The organism is Sessilibacter sp. MAH3 (assembly GCF_054658275.1).
This window is the reverse complement of sequence record NZ_BAAGIE010000007.1, coordinates 1-25,113: the sequence shown is the minus strand read 5'-3', so window position 1 is coordinate 25,113 and position 25,113 is coordinate 1. Positions and strand designations below refer to the sequence as shown.

Sequence of the window (25,113 nt, the reverse complement as noted above, 5' to 3'; positions counted from 1 at the left end):
AACAAGAAAGGTATATGACATCCAGCATTATCAGTGGTTTGCCCTAATAATGCTGAAGAATAAGGACTGGAATAATCAAGCTCGGCTAATTAGTTAGCGGGATAACTCAAGTACTCAGCACCTGCAACTTTTTCTAGGCAGCGAACAACTTGGCAGCTATAACCAAACTCGTTGTCATACCACAAGTAAAGTACTGCACTTTTGCCATCAACGATCGTTGCTTTAGCATCGAACACACATGCATGGCGAGAACCCACGAAATCACTCGATACTACCTCTGGAGAGTTGGTGTAATCGATTTGCTGAGCCATCGGGGAATGCAATGCGATATTGCGCATGTATTCGTTGATTTCTTCAACTGTGGTTTCTTGTCCCAACTGTAGATTCAATATAGCCATAGAAACGTTAGGCGTAGGAACTCGAATCGCATTACCGGTTAACTTACCTTTCAACTCCGGCAAAGCCTTAGCAACTGCTTTAGCTGCGCCGGTCTCAGTGATAACCATGTTCAAAGACGCTGCTCGACCGCGACGCTCACCCTTGTGATAGTTGTCGATCAAGTTTTGGTCATTCGTGTAAGAATGAACTGTTTCAACGTGACCATGAATAATGCCGTATTTCTCGTTAAGAGCTTTAAGCACAGGAACAATTGCGTTGGTAGTACAAGACGCGGCAGAAATAATCTTATCGTCTGGAGTGATATCGTTATGATTAATGCCGTAAACGATATTTTTTAGATCGCCCTTACCAGGTGCGGTTAACAACACTTTTGCAACGCCGTTGCTCTTAAGATGTTGGCTAAGACCATCTTCATCACGCCAAACACCTGTGTTATCAACGATTAGCGCATTGTTGATACCATAATCGGTGTAATCAATCGTAGCAGGGTTGTCGGCATAGATAACGCGAACTTCGTTACCATTAACAACGAGGGTATTGGTATCTTCATCGATGCGAATGGTACCTTTGAAAGAACCATGCACGGAATCACGACGCAGCAAGCTAGCACGCTTCACTAGATCGTTTTCAGCCTTACCTTTACGAACAACGATTGCGCGCAAACGCAAAGATTCGCCACTACCCGCTTTCTCAACCAATAGACGAGCAACCAAACGGCCAATTCGACCAAAACCGTATAAAACGACATCTTGCGGCTCACTCAGAGGCGCATCACCACCAACAAAGTCAGCTAACTCTTCGGCAACAAACTTATCTGCATCAATTGGCTCACCGCTCGCCATTGCTTTTACGGTTAATTTACCCAGATCAATGCGCGACGCGCTTAGATTAAGTTTTGCAAGAGCTTCAAGAATTGGGAAAGACTCAAACTCTGATAATTCGTTGTCTTCAACCTGGCGAACGAAACGGTGCGCCTTCATAATATCGATAACAGATCGGTTGATCAGCGGTTTTCCGTACATGCTGATGACGACGTTTTTCTCTCTGTACAAGGTCCCAATCGTTGGGATCATAGATTCGGCTAGAGCTTCTCGTTGTTTCCAGTCCTTGAAATAGTCATCCGGCTTTGGTCGATTCACGTGAGTACACCTTCCTGAAATTAGCTTGATGTGGCACAGGCGAGCCTGTGTTGCCCATTTGGGCGGCGATATTATCCAGACATATCTACTGGTTCGCAACAATGTGACTTTTTAAAGCGTGTAAATTTATGCAGCATTGACGTCGTCAACTGGAAACTTTGCGAACAAAAAACACGGTAATTCCAAATATTACGTCTTAAGGTGTACGCATTTACGAAACCAAACGCTACAATTGCGCGCATTTTGTCAAATGCCCGAATTTATTTATGTTTTCTGTTCTGAATCCGCCTAAATACGAAAAAAACCAGTCACTATGGAGCAACCTGACTCCATCGGCCTTCGCACTCAGTTTAGTGGCTTATGCCAGTCGTGAACCGGGCAAGTACATCGTCCTAACACCCGACACCACCTCCGCCGCCCTGCTAGAGCAAGACATTAAAAGCTTCGGCACGTCAAATCCAGACTGCCCGGCGATAATCCATTTTCCGGATTGGGAAACACTGCCCTACGATCACTTCTCTCCAAACGCCGATATTATTTCTGAACGTTTGGAAGCTTTGTACACCATAGGAACCTCAAAAGCCGTTATCGTCATTTTGCCTATTACTTCGCTAATGACGAAACTAAGCCCCAAAGGATTTCTCGAAGGCCGCAGCCTCATCATCGAACCAGGTATGGATTTGGATGTAGACGCTTGTCGCTTGCGATTGGATAGCGCCGGATACAGGCGAGTCGATACCGTACTAGAACACGGTGAATACGCTATTCGCGGCTCCATCGTTGATATTTTTGCGATGGGTGAAGACGAACCCTTTCGAATCGACCTCTTCGACTCCGAAATCGACAGCATCCGCACCTTCGATCCCGCAACGCAAATCACCGTAGAAAACGTAAATCACCTTAAGCTGCTACCTGCGCACGAATTTCCTCTCGACGCAGATGGCATTAAACTGTTTCGCGATCACTGGCACACTCGCTTTGATGTCGATCACAAGAAATGCCCAATTTACCAAGATGTTTGCGATGGCATATCGCCACCGGGCATTGAATATTACATCTCGTTATTTTTTGAGGAAATGGGCAGCTTTTTAGATTATTTCGACGAAAATAGCCACATATTCACTTTGGGAGATATTGCCAAATCGGCTCAAGCGTTTTGGCAAGAGATCAGCAGTCGTTACGAAAACTTAAACGTCGACCCTACCCGACCTCTACTAAAACCAACGTCCATATACAGCACCGTTGAAGAAGTTTTTGCCACACTCAAGCGCTTCCCAACCATCGGCGTTAATCAGAGTGCTAAATCTTTAGAAGCCAACACCAAACCAGTGTTAAACATTGCCATCAATCATCAGCTTGAAGATCCGTATGGCAATCTAAAAATTGCGATAAAAAACTCGCCTGGACGATTTATATTTTGCGCAGACACCTCAGGACGACGAGAAATTCTGAGTGAACAGCTGCAAAAAGCAGGTATAAAGCCCAAATTGGTTACGTCGTTTTGGGAGTTTTTGCACGCCAAAGCAGACGTCGCAATTGCGCTTTGCCCAATACTTTCTGGATTCGAACTGACCGATGACTCGGGAACGATAATCACACTTATCGGTGAGTCCGATCTCTACGGCTCAAGAGTTGCCGCCACGCGCCGCCGTAAAAAATCCGTCGACGCCACCGAACAAGTCATCAAGCACTTAACCGAACTAGCCATTGATGCCCCTGTGGTTCACATTGATCACGGCGTTGGTCGATACCGCGGCTTACAACTGATTGAGACGGATGGTCAGGCCAACGAGTTTTTAACGCTGGAATACGCCGATGAGGCAAAACTCTATGTTCCCGTTGCCAACCTGCATCTCATCAGCCGCTATAGCGGCGCCGATCCAGATTTAGCGCCCTTACATCGACTAGGTACCGATACCTGGAGCAAAGCCAAACATAAGGCCGCTGAAAAAGTACGCGACGCGGCAGCTGAGTTACTGGCTATCTACGCACAAAGAGCTGCCAGAAGAGGTTCCGCATTCCCAGACCCGGCAGAGCTATATCAACAGTTCGCCGCAAGCTTTCCCTACGATGAAACCGAAGACCAGCAAGCCGCCATTGATGCCGTTGTTGCCGACATGCTTACACCCAAACCCATGGATCGCTTGGTTTGTGGCGATGTTGGATTTGGTAAAACCGAAGTTGCCATGCGCGCCGCTTTTATCGCGGCAATTGCCGGTAAACAAGTCGCCGTGATGGTGCCCACCACCCTACTGGCTCAGCAACACTTTGATAACTTTAATGATCGCTTTGCCCAATGGCCCATTCAGGTTGGCCTGCTATCGCGTTTTCAAACGACCGCTCAAACCAATAAAACGCTCAAGTCTGTTGAAGCAGGTACTATCGACATCATCATCGGAACGCACAAACTGATTCAGTCCGATGTGAAATACAAAGATCTGGGATTGGTGATTATCGACGAAGAACACCGCTTTGGTGTGCGTCAAAAAGAACGTTTCAAGTCACTGCGGGCCGAAATTGATGTGCTTACATTAACGGCAACACCAATTCCAAGAACCCTGAACATGTCAATGCAAGGTGTTCGCGACCTATCCATCATCGCGACGCCTCCGGCAAAACGCTTAGCGGTAAAAACCTTTGTTCAAGAAAATCAGCCAAGTTTGGTAAAAGAAGCGGTCTTGCGGGAAATCCTTCGTGGTGGTCAGGTGTACTATCTGCATAACGAAGTGAAAACCATTGAAAAAATTGCTCAAGAACTTGAAGAGCTGGTGCCTGAAGCCCGGGTTACCTTTGGTCATGGACAAATGCGCGAGCGCGAACTCGAAGTGGTTATGAACGACTTCTACCACAAACGCTACAACGTGTTGGTCGCGACGACGATCATTGAAACAGGCTTAGACATCCCTAACGCCAACACCATTATCATTGATCGCGCCGATAAATTCGGTCTCGCACAGCTCCACCAGTTACGTGGTCGCGTGGGTCGATCACATCACCAAGCCTATGCTTATTTGCTAACACCGGGACAAAAGAAGCTCACGCAAGACGCGGTAAAGCGCCTGGAAGCCATCAGTCAGGCCACAGAGCTTGGTGCAGGCTTTACCCTCGCCACACACGATTTAGAGATTCGCGGCGCCGGAGAGTTGTTGGGCGAAGAACAAAGCGGACAGATCCAGCACGTGGGTTTCTCGCTGTACATGGACATGCTTGATCGCGCCGTAAAATCCATCAAAGCCGGAAAGCTAGAAGTTAACGCCATTGAAAATCGCGAAGAAACCGAAATTAACCTGCGCATTCCGGCACTCATTCCCGAAGATTATCTGCCAGATGTTCACCTCAGATTAATGCTGTATAAACGACTGGCGAGCACATCCAATGAGCAAGAACTTAACGACCTACAGATTGAGATTATTGATCGATTTGGTTTATTACAGGAACCGACCAAAAATCTAATACGAGTGAATCGGCTTCGCTTTAAAGCCGACCAACTTGGCATCAAAAAAATGGAAGCCAACAATCAGCAAGTTAAGGTCGAATTCAAATCCGATACCCAAGTTGATCCGTTAAAAATTGTTACGTTGGTTCAAAAATTCCCATCCAAATATCAAATGGAAGGCGCTAATAAACTCAAGTTCATTGACACAATAGAAACCTCAGAAGCAAAACTGCGAGCCGCAGAGCAGGTATTACAGATGCTTAGCCCTTAATTTTTGACGATCAAAACACAAGGGCAAGCCAACTAAAGCGTCAAAAAAATTAAACAGTGCGCTACCAATGGAATTAGTGAAAGCTCAACATAAGTAAAAATTATTTATAGAAAACTCTGATTAACCTAGAGATTCTCGCGACACACGGATGTGTCATTAATACCAAGAACGGTAAGTGATTGAAATTGTGAAGAAATTGAAAATCGCATTGTCAATTTCTGCTCTCCGATTAAATCATGGATGAGTTAATCGAAGATTCCTATTGGATAAATACACGTTAAAATATTTAGTGTTTAATGGAACACTTTTTAATTTTAATACCCTAAACCCCTGCCAATTTACTTGAAATACCGGTGAGTTGAGTACAATCGACCCATTGAAAGAATTGCTTCTACGAAAGCGTGTACAAAGTTGGCAAATAGTATCGATACGAACTTATGAATTTATCCGCAAAATTACGCGCTAACACCCAAAAAATAGCTCAGGCGACGCTACTGACTGCCGCCTTCTTCTGTGCGTCACAAGGTTTTGCACAATCCTCCGCAGATGATCGTTGGTATCAAGTCGAAATTATTGCTTTCTCGCAAACGCTTACGGCACTCGATACCAGCGAAAGCTGGCCCAACTCCATTGCGCTCGCCTATCCACCAGGAACGGTTACATTAAATTCGTCTGAATCGGGTAATCAGGATTCAACTGATTTTCAATCAGAAATTTCCTCTACCTCATCAACGCTGCAAGAGCCGAACAGTTCGTTCTCACACAATGGTGAAAATTCACCGTCGAATCTCACCGAAACCACGGCGAATATCGGTAATGATATAAGCGTAATTCATTCCGCAGAAGCGCCCAATAACTCCGCAAATCCGTATATTAAAAATCTGTTTAAAACCGTTCCAGAAGAAGAATTAAATCTTAAAGAAGAGAAAAAACGCCTCGAACAGAACAATCGCTATCGAGTACTAAGACACGTTGCCTGGCGCCAACCCATTGGCGAGCGAACTGATGCTAAAGCCGTTGTTCTTACCGGAGGCGATAAATATGATAATCACTTTGAATTAGAAGGCACCGTCTCACTCAGCGCGGCAAGATATTTACATATTCAAACAAATCTTTGGCTGACGCAGTTTTATCCAAATCTTGGCGACCAAACAGTTGCGACAATTTGGCCAAGTTTGCCAGAAATACCCAAAAGTAGTGGTATTAATAACTCTGGAACCGATATTAATCGGCAATCTGGTGCAATTAATTTTGGCTCAAATTCCGACAACTCTGCCATAAGTTTTAATTCGCAAAAATCGACAAATAGTTTCAGTCAATTTTCCGATCAATCATTTTCTCTGACAAACTTTAAACCCCAACGAAAATCCTATTCAGTGGATCAAATTGTGCTTTTGTCAGAAACTAGAAAAATGCGCAGCAATGAACTCCATTACATCGATCATCCCACCATGGGATTACTTGTAAAAGTTACACCTTGGAATCCAGTTAACAACGGCATTTAAATCTGATACAAACTCAGATTAAATGACAATTTAATGACAGAATTTTGAATAGTTGCAAAGAAATATCCGAAAAAATGCGTAAAGTACTTGCCATTGCACGGATGCGTTAGTCTAAGGAGCTAACTGTGGATAATGTAAAGTTTTTTAAATCATTGGCAGACGACACTCGTTTACGTTGTGTGTTGCTAATTCACCAAGAAAAAGAATTGTGCGTGTGTGAGTTAACAGAAGCACTCGACACTATTCAGCCAAAAATTTCTCGCCATCTTGCCCAACTAAGAAGTAGTGGTGTGTTGCTTGATCGCCGCCAAGGCCAATGGATTTTTTATCAGATCCATCCCGAACTTCCACAATGGGCAAAAGACGTTATTGAACATACTTACCAGAACTCAAAAGAATACATTGCTACCAGTAGCTCGCGATTAAAAATCATGGGTGAACGTCCAAATCGTCAAGCATCTGTTTGCTGCTAAGCCATTAGACAATATACGAAAAAACGTATACATTGGCCCAACTTTGAAAATTCAATCAGGTTGGGCCAATGAAAATTCTCTTCATATGCACTCATAATCGCTGCCGTAGTATTCTCAGTGAAGCCATAACAAATCACCTAAGCGATGGCACTGTTACCGCATACAGCGCCGGCTCCAGTCCCAGTGGCGTTGTTCACCCGCTGTCAATTAAATACCTTATTGAAAATGGTTACAGCGCAACTGGCTTACGCAGCCAATCGCTAAACGACTTCGAAGAAAACCTCCCAGATTTTGCCATTACCGTTTGTGATAACGCGGCCAACGAGCCCTGCCCGGTATGGTTCTCACCGGTACCTATGATTCATTGGGGACTATCGGATCCATCGAAGGTGGAAGGCAGTGAAGAAGAAATAGCCGAAGCGTTTAACTCGACCATCAGAATTATCGAAAATCGAGCAAAGGCGTTATTAAATCTCGATTTAAATGCAACCTCCAAAGAACAATTGAAATCCGCGCTAGAACAAATAGCCGAGATACAATAATGGGTATTTTTGAACGATATCTAAGCGTTTGGGTGGCCGCATCGATTGTTATTGGTGTAGCACTCGGAAGCTTATTCAGCCCTGTTTTCCAAATCATCGCCAAACTCGAAATCGCCCATGTAAATCTACCCGTGGCGATATTAATTTGGATCATGATTTACCCAATGATGGCTCAAATTGATTTTTCCAGCATTAAAGACGTGGGTAAAAATCCTAACGGCCTACTCTTAACCTTGGTAATCAATTGGTTAATCAAACCATTTACTATGGCCGGACTTGGCGTACTCTTCTTTCACGGTTTATTTGCCGATTGGGTAGATCCAAAAACCGCAGAAGAATACATCGCCGGAATGATACTACTCGGTACCGCGCCCTGTACCGCCATGGTGTTTGTTTGGAGTCAATTAACCAAAGGTGATCCCAATTACACGTTAATTCAGGTATCTATTAACGATGTTATTATGATTTTTGCATTTGCTCCCATCGCCGGCGTATTGTTAGGCGTTACCGATATCAGCATTCCGTGGAATACCTTAATTTTCTCGGTAGTTCTTTACGTAGTTTTACCGTTAATTGCCGGTGTAATGACGCGTAGGTACTTCAAAGATAAACCCGAAAAACTCAATGCTTGGCTTGCAACCTTAAAACCATTTTCAATCTCTGGCTTGCTATTAACAATAATCTTGTTGTTTGCATTTCAAGCAGAAATAATGCTTCAAAAACCCATCGATATTGTTTTAATTGCAATACCGCTGTTATTACAAACTTACGGAATATTTTTTATCGCGTACTTTATCGCTCGATATTTAAAACTGCGACACAACATCGCCGCACCCGCTTGCATGATTGGAACCTCAAACTTTTTTGAGTTGGCTGTCGCAGTAGCAATATCTTTATTTGGACTGAACTCCGGCGCAGCTTTGGCGACAGTTGTAGGCGTGTTAGTTGAAGTGCCTGTTATGTTATCGTTGGTCGCAATTGCCAATAAAACTAAGCATTGGTTTGAAGGTGATGCTGATACAGTCTAAAACTTATTTAAAAAATCACTTATGAATTCTTCCATAAGTTAACCAACACTTTTTAAATCTTAAAAAAAAGCCCGTTTTAAAACGGGCTTTTTTTAACCGTAACAAACTATCTAGTTTACTTAACAAGACTTTTGCTTACTACCTCAAATACATCTTTCGATAAATTGGGGGTTTCAACAATGCGTTTTAATTGCGCTTGCATTAGTTCTTGTCGATCGTCAGTTTGTTTTTTCCAGCGCGTTAACGGTGTTAATAATCGTGCGGCGATTTGCGGATTAAGTTCATTTAGCTCAATAACTCGGTCGGCTAAAAACTCGTAACCTGCCCCACTTTTATCGTGAAAACAGACCGGATTACCATTAGCAAAAGCACCAATTAATGCACGCACCTTATTTGGATTTTTAATGGTAAACGCCGGGTGCTGCATTAACGCCTTAACATTATCTAAGGTCGCGTCGTTACACACACTGGCTTGAACACCAAACCATTGATTAACAACCAAGGCTTCGTTTTGCCATTGCTCATAAAAACTTGCCAATGCTTGTTGCGCTAAACTCTGGCCGTAGTGAGTTTGCGAGTGAACAAGAATCGATAATGCACCGAATTGATCGGTCATGTTATTTGCGCGTTGGAATACCGCGTAGGCTTCATCGGCCCAGGCGTCTTCACCGCTGGTAACCAAATACGATAAGCACACATTTTTAATGGCACGCAGTGCAATCTGCTCAGCATTCGCTTGGTATTGCTTGGTTGCCGGAGTTTTTGCGTATTTTTGTTCGAACTCGGCTTTTAATTCTTGCGCTAAAGCGTTACGCAAATATTTTCGTGCAAAATGAATGGCATCGACATCAATCTTAGCGTTCAACTCTGCCAAATAACTTTCCGATGGCAAGGTCAACATATGAGCAACCATTGCAGGGTCAAGAGTGTCGTCGAGCAATAGCGATTTAAATGCTTCGATTAATTGAGGATCAACCGTAATTTCTGCATCTTGAGGTTGTTCCATAATTTCGGAAATAACCTGTACGCATAATTGTTGGCTTGCATCCCAACGATTAAAACCGTCTTCGTCGAGAGACATAATGTTAATTAATTGCTGACGAGAATACGGGTACTTTAATTTTACCGGTGCAGAAAAACCTTGTAACAAAGACGGTACCGGTTTTTCGGAAACATTATTAAAGGTAATGGTTTGAGTGGTTTCGGTAATTTCAAATACGGCGCTGGTTACACCCGAAACGTCATAATCACTTGAATTTAAGGTGATAGGACCATCACCACCTAACAAACCAATCCTCACCGGAATTAAATAAGGCTTTTTATCAATCGCTTTAGATTCTGGCGTATCGACACCGGTTTGCGTAAATATCAGCTGATAAGTTTGCGTATCGGCATCGTACTTGTCTTCTGCCGATAAAATGGGCGTACCCGCTTGGTGATACCAATTCATAAATTGGCTAAAGTCACGTCCACTGGCTTCTGCCATAGCGCCCACAAAGTCTTCAATGGTTGCCGCTTTACCGTCGTTTTTCTCGAAATAAATGTCAGAACCTTTACGGAATAATTCTGGCCCTAACAAGGTGTGAATCATTCGTACAACTTCGGCACCTTTTTCATAAACGGTTAAGGTATAAAAGTTAGAAATTTCAATAAACGATGCCGGTTGCACAGGATGAGACATTGGACCTGCATCTTCCGCAAATTGCATGGTGCGTAAAACGTTAGAATCCTCTACCCGTTTAACCGTGCGCGAACCCATGTCGGCGGAAAATTCGCTATCGCGAAATACCGTAAAGCCTTCTTTTAAACTCAACTGAAACCAATCGCGACAGGTAACACGGTTACCGCTCCAGTTGTGGAAATATTCGTGAGCAACAACGGCTTCAACACGCTGAAATCCAGCATCGGTGGTGGTTTCGGGTTTTGCGAGAACACATGAGGTATTAAAAATATTTAGACCTTTATTTTCCATCGCCCCCATGTTGAAGTCTTCAACAGCAACAATCATAAAAATATCGAGATCGTATTCACGGCCATAAACCTCTTCGTCCCATTTCATGGAATTTTTCAAAGAAGTCATAGCGTGATCGCATTTATCAAGATCTTTAGGTTCAACAAATATTTTTAACGCAACTTCTCGTCCAGAACAGGTCGTAAAAGAATCTTCTAATACCGACAAATTACCGGCGACTAGGGCAAATAAGTAGGCAGGCTTTTTAAAGGGATCGTGCCAAGTCGCAAAATGACGACCATTTCCTAAATCGCCAGACTTAACCAAATTACCGTTGCTTAAAAGCACTGGGTATAAAGATTTATCGCCGATTAATGTCGTCGTAAATTCACTCAAGACATCTGGACGATCTAAGTAATAAGTAATTTTACGAAAACCTTCTGCTTCGCATTGCGTGCAAAACATAGATTGCGACTTATACAAACCTTCTAAAGACGTGTTTTCTTGCGGATTAATTTTGCCAACGCATACAAATTCAAATTCATCCGGCACATCGGCAATGGTTAACTGCTCGTCGTCTACCTGGTACTGATCGGCACTAACAACTTCACCATTTATTGTTACGCTTTGCAGTTCTATTTCTTGGCCGTGCAAAACCAAAGGAGCTTTTTGATGCTTAGAATCTTTATTGCGGCGGAGTTTTAAAGTACTGGTAACAATGGTCGCGGTTGGTTCTAGGTCAAAATGTAATTGCGTTGATTCAATTAAAAAATCTGGAACGGTGTAATCTTGTAGACGTATCGCTCTTGGTTCTGCGTCTCTCATTTTAGCCTCCAATTAATATACGGTTGGTGCATCATACGGCTGACTATTTACAATGTTATGCGTGTTTTTTTGAGCATTTTTATCAAACAAGACAATACAAAAAATACTCAAGCTTCCATAGGGTATTTAAAATTAATTCAGCGCTATTTTAAGTTGATAGCCGGTGTATTTACGCAAATTGATAACCCCGGTATCTAACATCAAATACTGACCTTTAATGCCACGCAAAACACCTTCAGCACGCGGTATTTTATCAAGATTAAAACTGGTTATTTTTTTGGGATACTCTAAAACTGGATATTGAATATTAACGACTTCGGCCTCTAATTTTTGTACGGCCTGAAGACCAAATTGAGTTTCTAATTCGGTTAATTTTTCACTGGCTTTTGCAAATAAAGAATCGCGCAAGGCAATTAAATCGATGGGCTCGGCATTGCTTTTTAGCATGTTGCGCCAATTGGTTTTATCGGCAATATGCTCTCGCAATACATCTTCGACAAATCCAGATTGCTGTCGCGTACTGACGCGATAGATAGGCAGCGCCTGCTCGGCACCTTGGTCAATCCAGCGTGTAGGAATCTGTGAAATTCGTGTAATTCCCACTTTTGGCGCCGTAGTATTGGCCAGATAAACAACATGATCGGTCATGCAGAATTGATCGGCCCATTGTGTATCTCGGCAGGTTCCTGCGTGATAATGACATCGCTCAGGGCTCATTATGCATTGATCACACTGCGGAAGCGTTTTCATGCAACCGAAACAATAACCTTGTGAAAAGCTCTTTTTGGTTTTTTTACCACACTCAATGCAATTAATAGCACCTTCAAATTCGATGGTAATGGATTTTTCTAAGAACTCATTTAAAGGCAGCTGCTCGGCCCCTAATTTTAAACTGTAACTAACCTGCCCTTGCTCATCGAGCTGTGCGGGCATTTTCACGCACTGCCCTGTTAAGTTAACCGACATTGGCATTAAGACCATTTCAACGGCTGATCTTCGTCCACCGTGTCGTGCTTATGACTCGCACAACTGGGTTTTGGCGGTACATAGCCGGTGCGCTCTTCAGTCGGAACATTGAATTGCTCGTAGGCGATAATGGTTTGTAAACAGTTTTCTCGCTGCTCCTGAGTCACCACCTGCCCGTTTGGCCAGCGGCCAATTTCAACGGCACGCTTGAGGTTTTCGAGTACTTGAGGGGTAATGTTACTGATTAAATCTGAAATGTTCATAAAATCTACATCTGCCATATCAATAAATTTTAACTGTACGCCGCTTAGAACTTTGCCGTTATTTTAGATAATAACGTATACCACGATGAATTCCGGCAGCAATAACACCCGCGATAAAACCGCCCAGATGGGCGCCGTTGGCGATATTTGATCCCGAGATAATGTTCAAAACGGGTGTAAAACCAAGTATTAGGCTGAAAATCATCATGCCTATCAGCGGTTTGGGTATTGCAATAGCGGTTTGAGAACTTCGGTACTGCCAGACCAACACATAGCCAACAAGCGCAAAAACAACGCCCGATAAACCACCAAAGAACGCAATACCGTCCCATTGCGCTTGCACAATGTTTGAAATAATCCCGGTAAAGACCACCAAGATCAAATACGACCGCAAACCAATAGCTCTCTCAATTCTGCTACCTAAAAACCACAGCATCGTAGCGTTTAGGGCAATATGCAATCCACTAAAATGAATAAAAACAGGTGTAAATAGCCGCCAGAACTGGCCTGCCGCAATATCTTGATACACAGAGGCAATCTGGCTTTCAGGAATAAAAACCTGATGGAATGAAATGGTGTTTAAAATTCGAACCGAAAAATGGCTGGGGAACAGTACCAACAGGCACCCTAGAATGCCTAGCACCACTAAGCTTAGGGTTAATGGAGCAGCAGTAAAAGCTTTAGCGATAGAGTGCTCGATTCGGCTAAGTTGCTGAACGCCACTGGAAGTTGTCGTGCTTTTAGCTGAAGGAACGGTGTTTGGCCAAGATGCGGCACCACTAACCAGCTCGTCGATAATTGTTTTTACCTTGGGAACATCGCCTTCGTTGAACAACCACAGCACCTGCAGATTTTGGCTCTGCTCTTCTATAAAACGGTGAGTAATACCAACCTGCGTTAAATGTCGATCTAGATGACTTAAATTCTTAGATAACGGAAAACCTGCTGCAGGAAACCAAGCGCTCATAAATTAGCCAAATTCGACATTTTACAGGAAGATTTTTTTACAATAAGACTAAGGTTGCGCCTAAGTTATAGAGTTCAACCGATTCACGCAGCATTTCGATCAATCTGGCTCCGGTTCACGCCATTCAGGAGGGTTTACGTAGATCCAAGTGAATTTATCGGCCTGCAGCTTTGATTCACCGTCAAACCGATACGCAGCAAGACGCCCATATTTTACCGCACTGTAATCCATGCAGGCGATGTTCGATGTAATTGGACGAGGCTTGCCTTGCAACCAGTAGTGACCAATAAACAGTGGCGCCGCAGAGCGTGGGTAAAACAGCAGATTTTCTCGCTCGTCGTCGCTGAGCTTACGATCGACCAAGTCTTCGGGTAGCGGATCGGGCTGAAACACCACATCGCCGTAGGTTTCTGGATCTTCCGCCCAAAACTTGGTTCTGAAAAAACGGCGTTGGTATCCGTCTCGACTGGTAATCACACGCCCGGCAGGAAGTTTTAAGTCTGTACCGCGAGTGAGTCGATCCATCAACTTGCCTTCAAACGACTCGCGATCAACGGATTTGATGATGAATTCTAGTGATACTCGGTTGGAGTGATACCGCTTTAGGTATTCACTGATTAAAAAATCGTCCCAACAAGCATGAACAACCCGAAAACTGCCGAAGTCATAGAAAAGTGGCAGTGAACGAAACCACTCAATATAGTTTTTCCATTCTTCTGGATAAGCAGCAAACTGCTCTAAGGTTTCGGCAATTAAGCGATTGTGGTGGTTATTATGCTCGCGAAGGTATTCTTGGCCCATGATCGCGGGCGCGGGAGTGCAGTAACCAACAGCATTGTATTCATGGTTACCCATGATGCAAACAGCACTACCGGATTCGACCATAGAGTGAACAATCGCTAAAGCCTCACGGATATGAGGTCCACGATCGACAATATCACCGAGAAAAACAGCCAGACGAGTTTGATGGCGCCAAACCCCCGACTTAAGAGAGTAGCCCAGTTTCGCTAGCAATCGTTTCAACGTCTCGGCACATCCGTGGATATCACCGATAATATCGAAACCTTTAAAACGATCGAGTTCGTGCTCCGCCAACATGGCAACTACTTGGTTATTGAGTGTTCACAAAATGCTGTGTGTAATTTTTAGGCTAACTTAAATAGCCATCACCAGCGCGTATAAAAAAACGACAACTCTATTGGCCAGACACATTAATAGTGAATCTAACAATAAATCTAGAGTGGCCTGCGGCACACGCATGTGTCGCGATTTTCAAGAAAACGTCGCTAATTTCAAGAACAATAAGTCATTGAAATTGTGAAGAAATTGAAAATACTGTTTTCAGTTTCTGGTCTTTGCTTAACGCATAAGGGAATTAAGCAAAAATTCCTATTAGTAATTATTGACGTCAAAATTACTGAAGTCGAGCAAATAAAAGACGCTATTTTGTAAATACTTGTTTTGACACCAACAAGTGCTTACCGGTTAAGAAATCTTTACGCGTCTTCTTCGAAATCAACATCGTTATCCGTCGGTAAATGGCTACCCCACCCTAATTTTCGTCGGCAGGTTTCATAAAAATCGTGACCTAACGGATGAATCAACGTTAGTTCATGTTCATGCTTGCGAACAATGACTTCATCGCCTGGCTGAGTAACCAGATGAATCTGACCGTCACAGGTCGCGTAAGGAAAAGCGGTATTTTCAGCGCCAATCACCATCCGCACCTGACTTTTACCGGAAATAATCATCGGGCGACTGCTGAGCGTATGCGGACTGATTGGCACAATTTCGATGGCATCTAACTTAGGATGCATCAAAGGTCCGCCACCACTTAATGCATAAGCCGTAGAACCTGTGGGTGTTGAAATAATAATTCCATCCGATCTCTGGCTGTAGACAAAATATTCATCCACATAGAGTTCGAATTCGATCATACGAATAAACTTACCGGGATGTAACACCACGTCATTTAACGCAATGCCGTCGCCAACTTGCTCACCGTTACGAAGAACTTCCATTTCGAGCAGAAAACGCGTTTCCGAAAGATAAGCGCCACCAAGAACTTCCAACACCTTGGTATCAATATCGTTCGGTGAGATATCCGTAAGAAAGCCCAACCGACCCCGATTAACACCCAGCAATGGCGTTCCGTATTGACAAACCGCGCGCGCAGCGCCGAGCAAACTGCCGTCACCGCCCACAACAATAACGATATCAGCAACTTGTCCGAGCTCGTCTAAATCTTCGCATCGAACCTCTAAGCCGGGTAAACTCGCCGCCGTGTTGGTATCCAACAGAGCCGAATACCCTGCCTCAACAAGTAAGTGAAACAATCGTTTCACCGTTTGCGAAGCAAGCTCACTACCAGGACGCCCTATCAGGCCAATTGTTTTAAAGCCAGTCATTGTTTAGGGAAACCCTGAAAGCCATAATTAAATTCATTGACATTAACTACACCTGTCAAACAAGCCCATTCCACCACAGGAACCGATTTTACAGCAAAGGAATTAAAAGCCCAGTTTTTAGGACCAGCAATCGCATCAAGACATGACATAACGATCATTATTGTGTGAAATATCCTATTTTTCCGGCAAAAAAGCACTCGAAAGGTATAAATTTCATCCAACCTGAAGTTTAGGTTAAATAAAAACGGTCGTCATACATGCTACAACTTAGAATTAAACAACTTATTTGGAGCCTTACTTCACCTAACCTTTTAACGAAATGGGTTACAGATGATGCGCAACCGTTTTGCTACCCCATCAATGAAGATATCTTAATCGAACTTACCCGTACGCTATTTCTCGATGACTCAATTACTTCTCTTAAAAATCACAATCGTTTGGGTAAAACCTTTGAGCAACTTATTTTTTTCTATTTAAAACATTTAAGCCAAAGCTCACCCAAACCGGCAATTACTAACCTAAATCACGGCGTACAAATTAAAACGTTCGGTAAACACAAAAGAACATTAGGCGAAATTGACTTCTTATTTCATGATTCATTAAATAACCAATCAATACACCTAGAAACCGCCGTTAAATTTTATCTCGCCGATGTTAATCAACTCGAACAATTAAACGAGCAAAAAGCGTGGGTTGGCCCCAATCGAAAAGACCGTTTAGATTTAAAAATTAATAAGCTCTTCTCAAACCAACTCACACTAACCAAACAACAAGAGAGCGAGCAAACAATTAAAAATCTAGGGTTTGATCGTGGTGAATTTGCGCAGCAGTTTTTAGTAAAAGGCGTGCTGTATCTCCCACACTGGGTAACAAAACATCCTAAAGAAGAAATCAATAAACACCTGCCCAAAGCAATAAACACCAACAACGAATTTGGGTATTGGATTGCACAAAGCCATCTACCACAGCTATTAAACAACAGCTTTGCAGCGCGAACTTTGTGCAGAGATGAGTGGTTAACTGTACCGGTGGCACAAGATCAGCTAACCGAGTTCAACAACCGCCATCGGTTAGATTCGAACAATAAAGAAAACTTAGTGACTGAAATTCAACAACATTTCGCAACCTACGCGCGCCCGATTCAAATTATTATCAGCACAATGGATAACCCACAGAATGTGAAGATATCACGCTATTTTATTGTTGCTGACGATTGGTCCGCCACTACTTGACCGCCTCTCAACCAATACGATTGATCAGAAATTAGTTTTTGCCATTCGGGATTGACCAAGCACTTCGACAGTACTTTTTTAAATCCCCCGGCTAACGACATGGCTTTATAGCCAAGCTTAGACAATACCAGCGCAGCCGCATCGCTTCTAAATCCTGTGTCGGAGTAAAAGACATATTCTGCACTGGTGTCTAAACGTGGTAAGTGCAATGGCAATAAATCTAAAGAAATATTGACCGCATTACGCAAATGGCTCACTTCATACTCGGGTGAGGTTCTGACATCAACCAGTATTTTAGTGCTTTCTTCAGCAGATTTGGCCTCCGATAGACCGCGAATAAGAGGCAACAAATACTTTAATTCAACCTTAGGTGACGATTCTTCTTCCATCAGAGGTAGAAAGTCATCTTTAGCTAAACGCATTAATACGCCATTTTCGATCATAGTAACCGTTGCATTACGCTTGGTTTTATTAACCAAGGCGTCCTCACCAAAGCAACGTCCCGCGGCAATTTCCGCAACCGTCGCCGAAATTTGTGTCATTGGATCATAAATATCAACACGAGCACGGCCTTCTTTTATAAAAAAGCACGCATTGCCAATTTCACCTTGACGAACAATCACATCGCCGGCACTAACCACTTTTGGAGTAAGTTTTGAAAAAATATCGGCAACATTGGTGGGTGGAACTTTAAAAAATAGATTTGAATCTAGAATAAAATTAATCCACTCGGCATCTTCATCGCGGGTAGGATCACCGGCAATCTGCACACGCTGGAACTCAGCCATCTGGCTCCAGCACAGCTGTTTACGAAGATCGTCAACTGGAAAGATCAATAATTCAGAATCGCTAACCGCGGTTAACTTAACGGTAGATTGAGCTTGGTAGGCTAATGGCAATAAATTGGTATTAGCGTTTACATTTTGCAACTCACCGTTTGGGTAGGTAATTTCAACTTCACCCGAATATAAATAAACGATGACCTCAGAACCAAACTGGTCAGTTTCGACGGAAGCGCCCTTTAGCACAAAATAACTACTGGCTTTATCCAATAAGAACTCTAAGTGCTGCTGAGGAATGCCCTGAAGCGGCACAAATGAGTGAAGGCCATCGATTTTTCTGTTCATACCCTGTAGCGCCACAAACGCTTTAATGTGTTTTGCCAGCGTTAATAACTAACCAAAACTGACTAAATTAACCAACACAAAAACGGTGCTGTCCCTTAAAAAGTCGCCATCTTATCGAAATGTTTAAATCCGCGCCGCCCTTGGATTCCACCAGTGTGAACCGCAATAACATTTTCGCCGGCTTTGATTAGACCTTGATCAATCATTGCGTTAATAGCGAACAACACTTTAGCCGTGTATACAGGATCAAGCAAGACAGGAAATTGGCGTTCAAAATCATCTATAAACGACAAAAGTGCTTTTGAGACCTTGGCATAACCGCCACAATGATAATCAAAGAGGATTTTCCAGCTAGGAACCTGCTCAGCGCCCACATTTACCAACAGTTGATCAACAAATGAAGTCAGCGTATCAACGCCTTTAAGAACACTAATGCCAGTGACTTCATAACGATGTTTAGGCAAACCCGACACCAAACCCGCAAGTGTAGCCCCTGTTCCACACGCCACAAAAATCTTGGTCGGTTGCGGAAATATCGGCATCGTGCTTACCTGCCGATCAATGGATTGACCAATAAGCTGACAACCTTTAACGGCCAGCGTATTTGCACCACCTTCTGGAATTAATACATAACGCGGGAAATCTTGTTGAAATTCTAGTGCAAATTTGTCTGTATCACGCTCCTGCCAACGAGATTTATCCAAAAAAACCAAATTCATTCCCAAAGATTTACAATCTTTTAACGTAGGTGTTAGTTCAGCACCGTAATTACCCCGTACAAAACCAACCGTTGGCACAGAAAGTAGATGCCCTACGTGCCCTAAAGCGTGAAGATGATTTGAAAACCCTCCACCAAATGAGGCAACTCCTTCTAAATCGTCACAATAAAATGCGCGAATATTCTCAAGCAACTTGTACCATTTATTGCCCGAACAGTCAGAATGCACCAAATCCTCGCGCTTTAACCACACGCCCACACCTGAAGATTTCGCACTTGCCCAGGAAACATCCTCTAACGGCGTATCGGAATAAAAGTTGAAAAAATCGAGAGACATAATGCGCGTAATTTAAGTAGGTCGTAGAGTTAAAAGAACATTGAACGAAAACAATACCACAACCCTAAGAAATTACGCACAATTTAGAAGAATCAGATCAACGGATTTAAATCTCGTAAATTACAGAGAAGACATTGAAATAAGAGAACAATAAGAACAAATCTATCAGCGACAAATAACTAAGAACCGATAAATGATCGAAACGCACACAGCGACCAAGACAGGTCCCGTAAGAGAGCAGTCATTTGAAAAAAAAACGAAAACAGCCATAAAATCACAAACAACAGCCCTTTAAAACAAAAGTAAGTTTTAATAAAATTAAAAAACCAATCAAATTTCTTAACAATTAACCTTACCCAGGCAATGTTTTTGAAAATTTATCAAACTGAGGCTAGAAAATAATTTTGTAAGAATTAATGAGGACACTTTACGACCATCAATAGCGAACAGCTCGTTATCAATTAAGCCTTATTTCTGAAAAATTAAAATTATCAGCCTGAATATTTCAGCGATCTCTTTTGGATAGCAACACACAAGATTAACACCCGTTGTGAAGTGAGGAATTGAATCTTACGATAAGATTTAAAAATAATATTTTTACTGCAACACCATTCAATTCCTCAGTGTGTGGCAATTATCTTGCGGTAAGCAAACAAGATAATTTTTAATAATATTGCTGAATCTTAAACCGACCTACCGCCAGGTTCTGTCTCGTTTTTATAATCAGGATAAAAAAGGAAATACGAGCACACTATTGATTAAATAATGAAAACCGTGCACAAAATCACCTGCTGGTAATTGCCTCTTAAAATTAATATAACCCGTTTTATTGAAAGGGATGCATTGAGGGTCAAAGCCGCCAGCAACGTATTGTTAGGCTTATGCGCCGCCATACGTTGCCCTGTATTCGCTGGGAATTTCCACACAAAGCAATTTTAATCAAAACCACTAGGTGCTTGCAGTCCATCTTAAATGTTCTGAATGTGAATCTTTCGCGCGCCTACCTAAAAGAGGAAGACTCTTATGTTGCTGATAGGTTAAAGTTAACTTGAAACAAGACTTGATCGCAGTTTCAGGCAACGAGTTTGATAAAGGCAGAACTATCGCTCTATTTCCCTAGAACACCATAACTTGGCTCGCATCACTTTAGAATTTCACCGACTTCATCAAGTTTCAACTCGTAGACGACCTGAAAAACTAAATTTCGTAGGCCCTCTAGCTTAATGCGAGCATTTTTCGAATATTCATCGAAGCGTTCTCTTACTAGCTTATTCATCGGAATATCCTATCCAAATAAAGCCCCAATAACGCGTTGGAACGGAGCTCCGAGACAACTTACTGCCGGACCTTATTTAGTTTGTTTATAAACTAAATATTCAGAATTACCTCACCATTTTTTGATATGACGAAATCCGTTTGCCCTGAACGAATTTGCGAGATAATACTAGGATTCTTACCGCTATATCTTATATCGTGAATACCACAAACATTAATTGCTTCGATTACATGCGTAATTTTCAGATCTGTTTGAGGTTGCTTGAAGAAGTAGGTTTGATATCGACAATCAATAGATGTTTTAAGTAATTCCGGCGCAACTGCTTCGGGCAAACCACATCCACAATCTGCTCCAATATCTACAGTATAAAAAGGTCCATCTACGTTTTCCTTCGCTCTATCTTTATGTAAATAATATTTAATCATGAGCTCATATAATGCTTCAAAAAACAGCAAGAGAAACAACCTAGATCTGGTTCAGGATTTTTCACGCTTTTTGCAGTAAATACGCGCTTGGTTGGTTATGCTTTAAACTCAACTGATTGTAGATAGTCATCAGTGACTTGCATCTCGTAAATTGTTTTTGACGAAACTAGACATTTTCTCATCTCATTTCGAGCCGCAAGATAGTCTTCGCCAGTTAGGTTTCCGTTGTTCCATATTTCTTTACTCGGCCACTGAGCATACCCCACATAAATATTGAGTTTATTCGTTTTATGTAACCTCGAACCGAGACTCCCGCACTCTTGGTAAATACCCTGCGTCGTCTTTAACCAATATTGCCTAAAAACTTCCTCTTTTCCTTCTATAACTTCAAACTCGTAGACAGCTATAAACACTTGCATCTCCTAATAAATATAACACCGTAGTCTGGAGCACACGTTAGCGCGTCCGATAAAGATCACATTTTGTGGTCGAAACGAATAACAGCAGCTTGTTAGAACAACCACGAAAATAAATATTTAGCAGCCCCAAAGGCGCACCATCAAATACATAAGCCACCTTACCTTCTATTACTCAATTATCCAATTTAAACCACGAAGAACAAAACGGCACAACGTAAACCTAACTTTTACTAAAATTAGCAGCCACGATTTCGCGTTAGTTCTGAGGCCACAATAATTTGACAAAAAAAGCGCAGCGTATTGAAGTCAAATAAATTATTTTGTTAAGGCTTTTTTGCACGTTCAAATTTAGAAACACGGACATAGCGCCCTTTGAATTTTAGTTTTGCCAGCTCAGTTAATGCAATAATTGTTTCTTTTACCACTAATAGATCATTGGCAGTAGTTGCATATTCATTTGATTGTGGTTGTTTCTCAATTTCAACGAATTTAATCCGCAATTCTTTTTTTGAGACTTTAACGTAGCAATATATTGCGTTAGTACCAGGATATCTTAAACCTAAATTTTTTGTGTGCCCAGTAAGCGGTTGCAACCCCCAAGATATGCTTGAATTAAGCAGTTCAAAGCCTTCGCTTTTTAAAAAGTTTTCAATTTCGAGTGCGAACTGATCAACCTCTTCGTCGCTGGCCAATATTTTTGATGTGCCATCCACGCCTAAACCAGCATCAATGCGCTGGATATTTTGTTGTTTTAACATTGCACCTTTAGGTGGACAGCCACATAAAAGCAACGATGTAAGGATAATAGCTATTGCTCGACTTTTCATAGTTTCCCTAGCGCCCCACTAAACATCCAGCCAAGCGGTGGCGAGTCCAAAAAAGCCGCGCTTTTACCTGATGTTTAAAATGCTGACCAAAAATTCAACACAAATTCACGTAGACTTTGAAGAACAAACGCGATTAATTTTCAAACCGTAAAATACAAAAATATAAGTTACCACGTTAGCCGCTCAACGCTTTAGTTTACATAGGCTTCAGCTACAAAGAAGGACGAATTTCAATAATAACGCGACAGTTAAACTCGCAAAGAATAATACAAAGAGGACGTATAACACTGCCATAAATGGTGGTTTTTAATTTACACTTTTGACATAACATGAAGTGAAGCAGAATGGCAAAAGTGCAACTTAAAAGCCATCCGCTTGATTGTTTTGTTATACCTACTTGCTTGAGGCGGCAAGACCAATACCAAAGCCAATAAAAACCCCGCCACTTACTTTATTAAGAATAGAGTTTGCATTTTTAGACGATAGCTTTGATCTGGCGAAAGACGAAAAAACAGCATACAGAGTATGAATTACTACCACCAAAACACTAAACGTAGCAGCTAATAGAAAAAATTGCGGAACATATTCCTTAGACATGTCAATAAATTGAGGGAATATAGACATAAAGAAGATTACTGCTTTGGGGTTAGATACGGAAACTAAAAAGCCTTCAATAAAACATTTGATATGGGAAGTCTCTTGCTTTTTGATTACGGCCTCATTCGTGACTTTTTTAAAAAACATCTTGATGCCTAAATAAATCAAATACGCAGCGCCAGCAATTTTTATTACGTTAAATGCAAGTGCAGATGTTGCCAAAACAATTCCTAGGCTAGTGGCAGACACAAATGCAACCAGTAGAATTGCCAAAGCAATACCAAGAACCCCAGCAAAAGATTTAGAAAGCTCTCTTTGGATAGAGTTACTTATAGTTAACATTACTGCAGGGCCTGGCAATAAAATAGTTGCCATTGCGACGCTGATATAAACGAAATAATTTTCCATCTGTGTTCCTCCTGTATAACGGTGACATACAAGCCGAAGCGCTAGCGACGTCCAGCGCAACGTAGTGAAGCGATTTTTGATGTATTTGTTATGTGTTTTATACTTCCAAATCATTTAAATATTGTTCAAGGCTTGACTTTAGCAATGATAAGCCAGCTTGACTAGCTTTACCGCCAAACCTGCCGAGTGGCAACCAACCCCATAAATAACGAGTAACATAGGCGGACGTCTTATAGTCACTTTCTCTTGTATGTAATTTATAAATGCTTGCTCCTTGAACTATTTGAACCTCTGTCTTGGAGATTTGAATGATTTCCGAGTTGTTGAGGTTGATTAGATAATACTGGGAAGCACCTTCACCGCCATAGTTGAACCGGTAGATTGTAAAGTATTGAGATCTATTGTTTTCAAAGAACTCTATCTGATATGAACCAGCTGCAACAAACCTGATATTCTTCTTGTTCCTTGAATTTATTATCTTAATGGCACGAAACATGATCACAAGTTACACATAACGCCGTAGTAAGGGGCGCAAAAAGCGGGGCTTTTGGCGTCCCGCGCAGTGGCGGAGTGAACTTGACCGCCTTATGGCTCATTTTTAAACTCGAAGTGCTGTAGTGACGGCCATATGTTTTTAGACATTGTGCTAAAAACACCTTCAAATTCAATTCTGACTTCGACGAGACGATTATTGAGTTCAGGGTGCTGATTCCAGAAGCTTTCAGGAACATTAACCACGTTTTCCAAAAGGTCACCACGGTAAAAGGCACCGCTTACCAGCGGGTCGCTTTCTAGTAGGTCTAGTGCAAGGGGAATAAGAAACTCTAGCGCAATTCCTTGCCCGATTAGCATTCGTAAGTTTTCAACATTTAAGTCAGCAACAGGTGTTTTAACAAGAGAAAAACACTTTGTAGATAGAGAGTACTGTAGCTCTGGAGCGCTGAAAACGTTCCCTGTTAGTTCTTCAATCGATTTCGATTTATCCATAAATACCCGTAAAGCCATAACACTGCGTTAAGTGGTGAGCAACGCGACCAACCAACCTAAACCTTTGTGCCGTAAACACTTAAGTCAATTCAAATCGAAAATGCCTAGCGTTGTGAATCTGTCTTAAACGCTTTGTTATGGCGCTGAACCCAACGTTAGTTCTTGTATATCAACTAGGTCGACGTCCCTGCCTAATATTCGCTTGTACTCAACCGATGATGAACTGAGATAACGGGCAACTCCAGGCTGCTTTCACTTTCTCACTTATCTAGTTCCCTTAGCCAAATCTTGCCCTGCGCCATAACGTCGCTTTATTGCGCAGCATTGAGAATCTAATGGAAGCTGAGAAGCAGCTGGAATGCGTATTAAAAGTCTTGTTATGCATTACTCACCATACGCCAAGAAATTTAATTTTTCTGGCCCAGACCAAAACAACCTCGGCCAATCAATTAGATATAGACCATGTTTTTCTGTGAATTTATCAATCTTAGGAACCTCTGATTAACCTCCGAGATCTGCCATAATATCTCGTCTGCAAATAAAACGGTTTGATCATGAAACAACAAACACTGAACACCAACGGTTTT

General features: G+C 42.2%; 23 protein-coding genes. 6 read left to right on the top strand and 17 right to left on the bottom strand.

Features of this window, described 5'->3' with window-relative positions:
• Positions 1 to 89: 89 nt before the first annotated feature.
• The gene (locus ACYQ2C_RS05915) at positions 90 to 1,538 is read right to left on the bottom strand and encodes a glyceraldehyde-3-phosphate dehydrogenase (RefSeq protein WP_460100711.1); all 1,449 of its coding nucleotides are present in this window, start codon (positions 1,536 to 1,538) and stop codon (positions 90 to 92) included.
• Positions 1,539 to 1,804: 266 nt separating this feature from the next.
• Between ACYQ2C_RS05915 and mfd the strand changes: the two genes are divergently transcribed.
• The 5 genes from mfd (at position 1,805) to arsB (ending at position 8,793) form a co-directional block, all read left to right on the top strand.
• Positions 1,805 to 5,245, top strand: coding sequence for a transcription-repair coupling factor (gene mfd / locus ACYQ2C_RS05910; protein ID WP_460100708.1), 3,441 nt, complete (start codon positions 1,805 to 1,807; stop codon positions 5,243 to 5,245).
• A 437-nt stretch (positions 5,246 to 5,682) separates the two neighbouring features.
• Entirely contained in the window at positions 5,683 to 6,750 is a 1,068-nt protein-coding gene (locus tag ACYQ2C_RS05905; protein WP_460100706.1) for a CsiV family protein, read from the top strand.
• A 125-nt stretch (positions 6,751 to 6,875) separates the two neighbouring features.
• A complete protein-coding gene (locus ACYQ2C_RS05900) occupies positions 6,876 to 7,223 on the top strand; it encodes a metalloregulator ArsR/SmtB family transcription factor (protein WP_460051769.1) in 348 nt (115 codons plus the stop codon).
• A gap of 68 nt (positions 7,224 to 7,291) precedes the next feature.
• Positions 7,292 to 7,765, top strand: coding sequence for an arsenate reductase ArsC (locus ACYQ2C_RS05895; protein ID WP_460100703.1), 474 nt, complete (start codon positions 7,292 to 7,294; stop codon positions 7,763 to 7,765).
• A complete protein-coding gene (arsB, locus tag ACYQ2C_RS05890; RefSeq protein ID WP_460100699.1) occupies positions 7,765 to 8,793 on the top strand; it encodes an ACR3 family arsenite efflux transporter in 1,029 nt (342 codons plus the stop codon). The genes ACYQ2C_RS05895 and arsB overlap by 1 nt, the downstream gene beginning before the upstream one ends.
• 115 nt (positions 8,794 to 8,908) lie before the next feature.
• Here the strand turns inward: arsB and pepN are convergent, their stop codons facing one another.
• The 7 genes from pepN to ACYQ2C_RS05855 form a co-directional block, all read right to left on the bottom strand.
• Positions 8,909 to 11,569, bottom strand: a complete 2,661-nt coding sequence (gene pepN / locus ACYQ2C_RS05885) for an aminopeptidase N (protein ID WP_460100697.1) — start codon at positions 11,567 to 11,569, stop codon at positions 8,909 to 8,911.
• A gap of 132 nt (positions 11,570 to 11,701) precedes the next feature.
• Positions 11,702 to 12,502, bottom strand: a complete 801-nt coding sequence (locus ACYQ2C_RS05880) for a DUF2797 domain-containing protein (protein WP_460051823.1) — start codon at positions 12,500 to 12,502, stop codon at positions 11,702 to 11,704.
• Positions 12,503 to 12,540: 38 nt separating this feature from the next.
• On the bottom strand, positions 12,541 to 12,798 hold the full coding sequence (locus tag ACYQ2C_RS05875) for a YeaC family protein (protein ID WP_460100695.1): 258 nt from the start codon (positions 12,796 to 12,798) through the stop codon (positions 12,541 to 12,543).
• Positions 12,799 to 12,856: 58 nt separating this feature from the next.
• On the bottom strand, positions 12,857 to 13,765 hold the full coding sequence (locus ACYQ2C_RS05870) for a rhomboid family intramembrane serine protease (protein ID WP_460051761.1): 909 nt from the start codon (positions 13,763 to 13,765) through the stop codon (positions 12,857 to 12,859).
• Between the two features lie 99 nt (positions 13,766 to 13,864).
• A complete protein-coding gene (locus tag ACYQ2C_RS05865; protein WP_460051760.1) occupies positions 13,865 to 14,863 on the bottom strand; it encodes a metallophosphoesterase in 999 nt (332 codons plus the stop codon).
• Positions 14,864 to 15,261: 398 nt separating this feature from the next.
• Entirely contained in the window at positions 15,262 to 16,173 is a 912-nt protein-coding gene (locus ACYQ2C_RS05860; protein ID WP_460051758.1) for an NAD(+) kinase, read from the bottom strand.
• Positions 16,170 to 16,331 (bottom strand): hypothetical protein, encoded by a 162-nt coding sequence (locus ACYQ2C_RS05855; RefSeq protein ID WP_460100691.1) that lies wholly within the window; start codon positions 16,329 to 16,331, stop codon positions 16,170 to 16,172. Before ACYQ2C_RS05855 ends, ACYQ2C_RS05860 begins: the two co-directional genes overlap by 4 nt.
• A gap of 99 nt (positions 16,332 to 16,430) precedes the next feature.
• On the opposite strand from ACYQ2C_RS05855, the gene ACYQ2C_RS05850 reads away from it, so the two are divergent.
• Positions 16,431 to 17,405 (top strand): DUF1853 family protein, encoded by a 975-nt coding sequence (locus ACYQ2C_RS05850; RefSeq protein ID WP_460100689.1) that lies wholly within the window; start codon positions 16,431 to 16,433, stop codon positions 17,403 to 17,405.
• On the opposite strand, the gene ACYQ2C_RS05845 is transcribed toward ACYQ2C_RS05850, so the two are convergent.
• The 9 genes from ACYQ2C_RS05845 to ACYQ2C_RS05805 form a co-directional block, all read right to left on the bottom strand.
• On the bottom strand, positions 17,366 to 18,532 hold the full coding sequence (locus ACYQ2C_RS05845; RefSeq protein WP_460100688.1) for a cyclic nucleotide-binding domain-containing protein: 1,167 nt from the start codon (positions 18,530 to 18,532) through the stop codon (positions 17,366 to 17,368). The genes ACYQ2C_RS05850 and ACYQ2C_RS05845 overlap by 40 nt on opposite strands.
• A 95-nt stretch (positions 18,533 to 18,627) precedes the next feature.
• Entirely contained in the window at positions 18,628 to 19,587 is a 960-nt protein-coding gene (locus ACYQ2C_RS05840) for a 1-aminocyclopropane-1-carboxylate deaminase/D-cysteine desulfhydrase (RefSeq protein WP_460100687.1), read from the bottom strand.
• A gap of 1,141 nt (positions 19,588 to 20,728) precedes the next feature.
• Positions 20,729 to 20,863, bottom strand: a complete 135-nt coding sequence (locus tag ACYQ2C_RS05835) for a hypothetical protein (protein ID WP_460100681.1) — start codon at positions 20,861 to 20,863, stop codon at positions 20,729 to 20,731.
• Between the two features lie 92 nt (positions 20,864 to 20,955).
• A complete protein-coding gene (locus ACYQ2C_RS05830) occupies positions 20,956 to 21,318 on the bottom strand; it encodes a hypothetical protein (protein WP_460100679.1) in 363 nt (120 codons plus the stop codon).
• Positions 21,319 to 21,383: 65 nt separating this feature from the next.
• Entirely contained in the window at positions 21,384 to 21,701 is a 318-nt protein-coding gene (locus tag ACYQ2C_RS05825; RefSeq protein ID WP_460100678.1) for a hypothetical protein, read from the bottom strand.
• A gap of 329 nt (positions 21,702 to 22,030) precedes the next feature.
• Positions 22,031 to 22,534, bottom strand: coding sequence for a hypothetical protein (locus tag ACYQ2C_RS05820; RefSeq protein WP_460100675.1), 504 nt, complete (start codon positions 22,532 to 22,534; stop codon positions 22,031 to 22,033).
• Between the two features lie 393 nt (positions 22,535 to 22,927).
• Positions 22,928 to 23,539, bottom strand: coding sequence for a LysE family translocator (locus ACYQ2C_RS05815; protein WP_460100672.1), 612 nt, complete (start codon positions 23,537 to 23,539; stop codon positions 22,928 to 22,930).
• A gap of 97 nt (positions 23,540 to 23,636) precedes the next feature.
• Positions 23,637 to 24,041 (bottom strand): hypothetical protein, encoded by a 405-nt coding sequence (locus ACYQ2C_RS05810; RefSeq protein WP_460100669.1) that lies wholly within the window; start codon positions 24,039 to 24,041, stop codon positions 23,637 to 23,639.
• Between the two features lie 83 nt (positions 24,042 to 24,124).
• Positions 24,125 to 24,526: a contact-dependent growth inhibition system immunity protein gene (locus tag ACYQ2C_RS05805; protein ID WP_460100667.1), complete on the bottom strand. Its 402-nt coding sequence runs from the start codon at positions 24,524 to 24,526 to the stop codon at positions 24,125 to 24,127.
• Positions 24,527 to 25,113: the final 587 nt, after the last annotated feature.

Bases quoted from the DNA above. Each gene is read 5' to 3' on its own strand.
- ACYQ2C_RS05860 (WP_460051758.1), bottom strand. From the start codon at position 16,173: ATGACTGGCTTTAAAACAATTGGCCTGATAGGGCGTCCTGGTAGTGAG.
- ACYQ2C_RS05880 (WP_460051823.1), bottom strand. From the start codon at position 12,502: ATGCCCGCACAGCTCGATGAGCAAGGGCAGGTTAGTTACAGTTTAAAA.
- ACYQ2C_RS05840 (WP_460100687.1), bottom strand. From the start codon at position 19,587: ATGTCTCTCGATTTTTTCAACTTTTATTCCGATACGCCGTTAGAGGAT.
- ACYQ2C_RS05845 (WP_460100688.1), bottom strand. From the start codon at position 18,532: ATGAACAGAAAAATCGATGGCCTTCACTCATTTGTGCCGCTTCAGGGC.
- ACYQ2C_RS05815 (WP_460100672.1), bottom strand. From the start codon at position 23,539: ATGGAAAATTATTTCGTTTATATCAGCGTCGCAATGGCAACTATTTTA.
- ACYQ2C_RS05850 (WP_460100689.1), top strand. From the start codon at position 16,431: ATGCTACAACTTAGAATTAAACAACTTATTTGGAGCCTTACTTCACCT.
- mfd (WP_460100708.1), top strand. From the start codon at position 1,805: ATGTTTTCTGTTCTGAATCCGCCTAAATACGAAAAAAACCAGTCACTA.
- ACYQ2C_RS05820 (WP_460100675.1), bottom strand. From the start codon at position 22,534: ATGAAAAGTCGAGCAATAGCTATTATCCTTACATCGTTGCTTTTATGT.
- ACYQ2C_RS05875 (WP_460100695.1), bottom strand. From the start codon at position 12,798: ATGAACATTTCAGATTTAATCAGTAACATTACCCCTCAAGTACTCGAA.
- ACYQ2C_RS05805 (WP_460100667.1), bottom strand. From the start codon at position 24,526: ATGGATAAATCGAAATCGATTGAAGAACTAACAGGGAACGTTTTCAGC.
- ACYQ2C_RS05870 (WP_460051761.1), bottom strand. From the start codon at position 13,765: ATGAGCGCTTGGTTTCCTGCAGCAGGTTTTCCGTTATCTAAGAATTTA.
- arsB (WP_460100699.1), top strand. From the start codon at position 7,765: ATGGGTATTTTTGAACGATATCTAAGCGTTTGGGTGGCCGCATCGATT.
- ACYQ2C_RS05905 (WP_460100706.1), top strand. From the start codon at position 5,683: ATGAATTTATCCGCAAAATTACGCGCTAACACCCAAAAAATAGCTCAG.
- pepN (WP_460100697.1), bottom strand. From the start codon at position 11,569: ATGAGAGACGCAGAACCAAGAGCGATACGTCTACAAGATTACACCGTT.
- ACYQ2C_RS05865 (WP_460051760.1), bottom strand. From the start codon at position 14,863: ATGTTGGCGGAGCACGAACTCGATCGTTTTAAAGGTTTCGATATTATC.
- ACYQ2C_RS05835 (WP_460100681.1), bottom strand. From the start codon at position 20,863: ATGAATAAGCTAGTAAGAGAACGCTTCGATGAATATTCGAAAAATGCT.
- ACYQ2C_RS05855 (WP_460100691.1), bottom strand. From the start codon at position 16,331: ATGATCGTTATGTCATGTCTTGATGCGATTGCTGGTCCTAAAAACTGG.
- ACYQ2C_RS05895 (WP_460100703.1), top strand. From the start codon at position 7,292: ATGAAAATTCTCTTCATATGCACTCATAATCGCTGCCGTAGTATTCTC.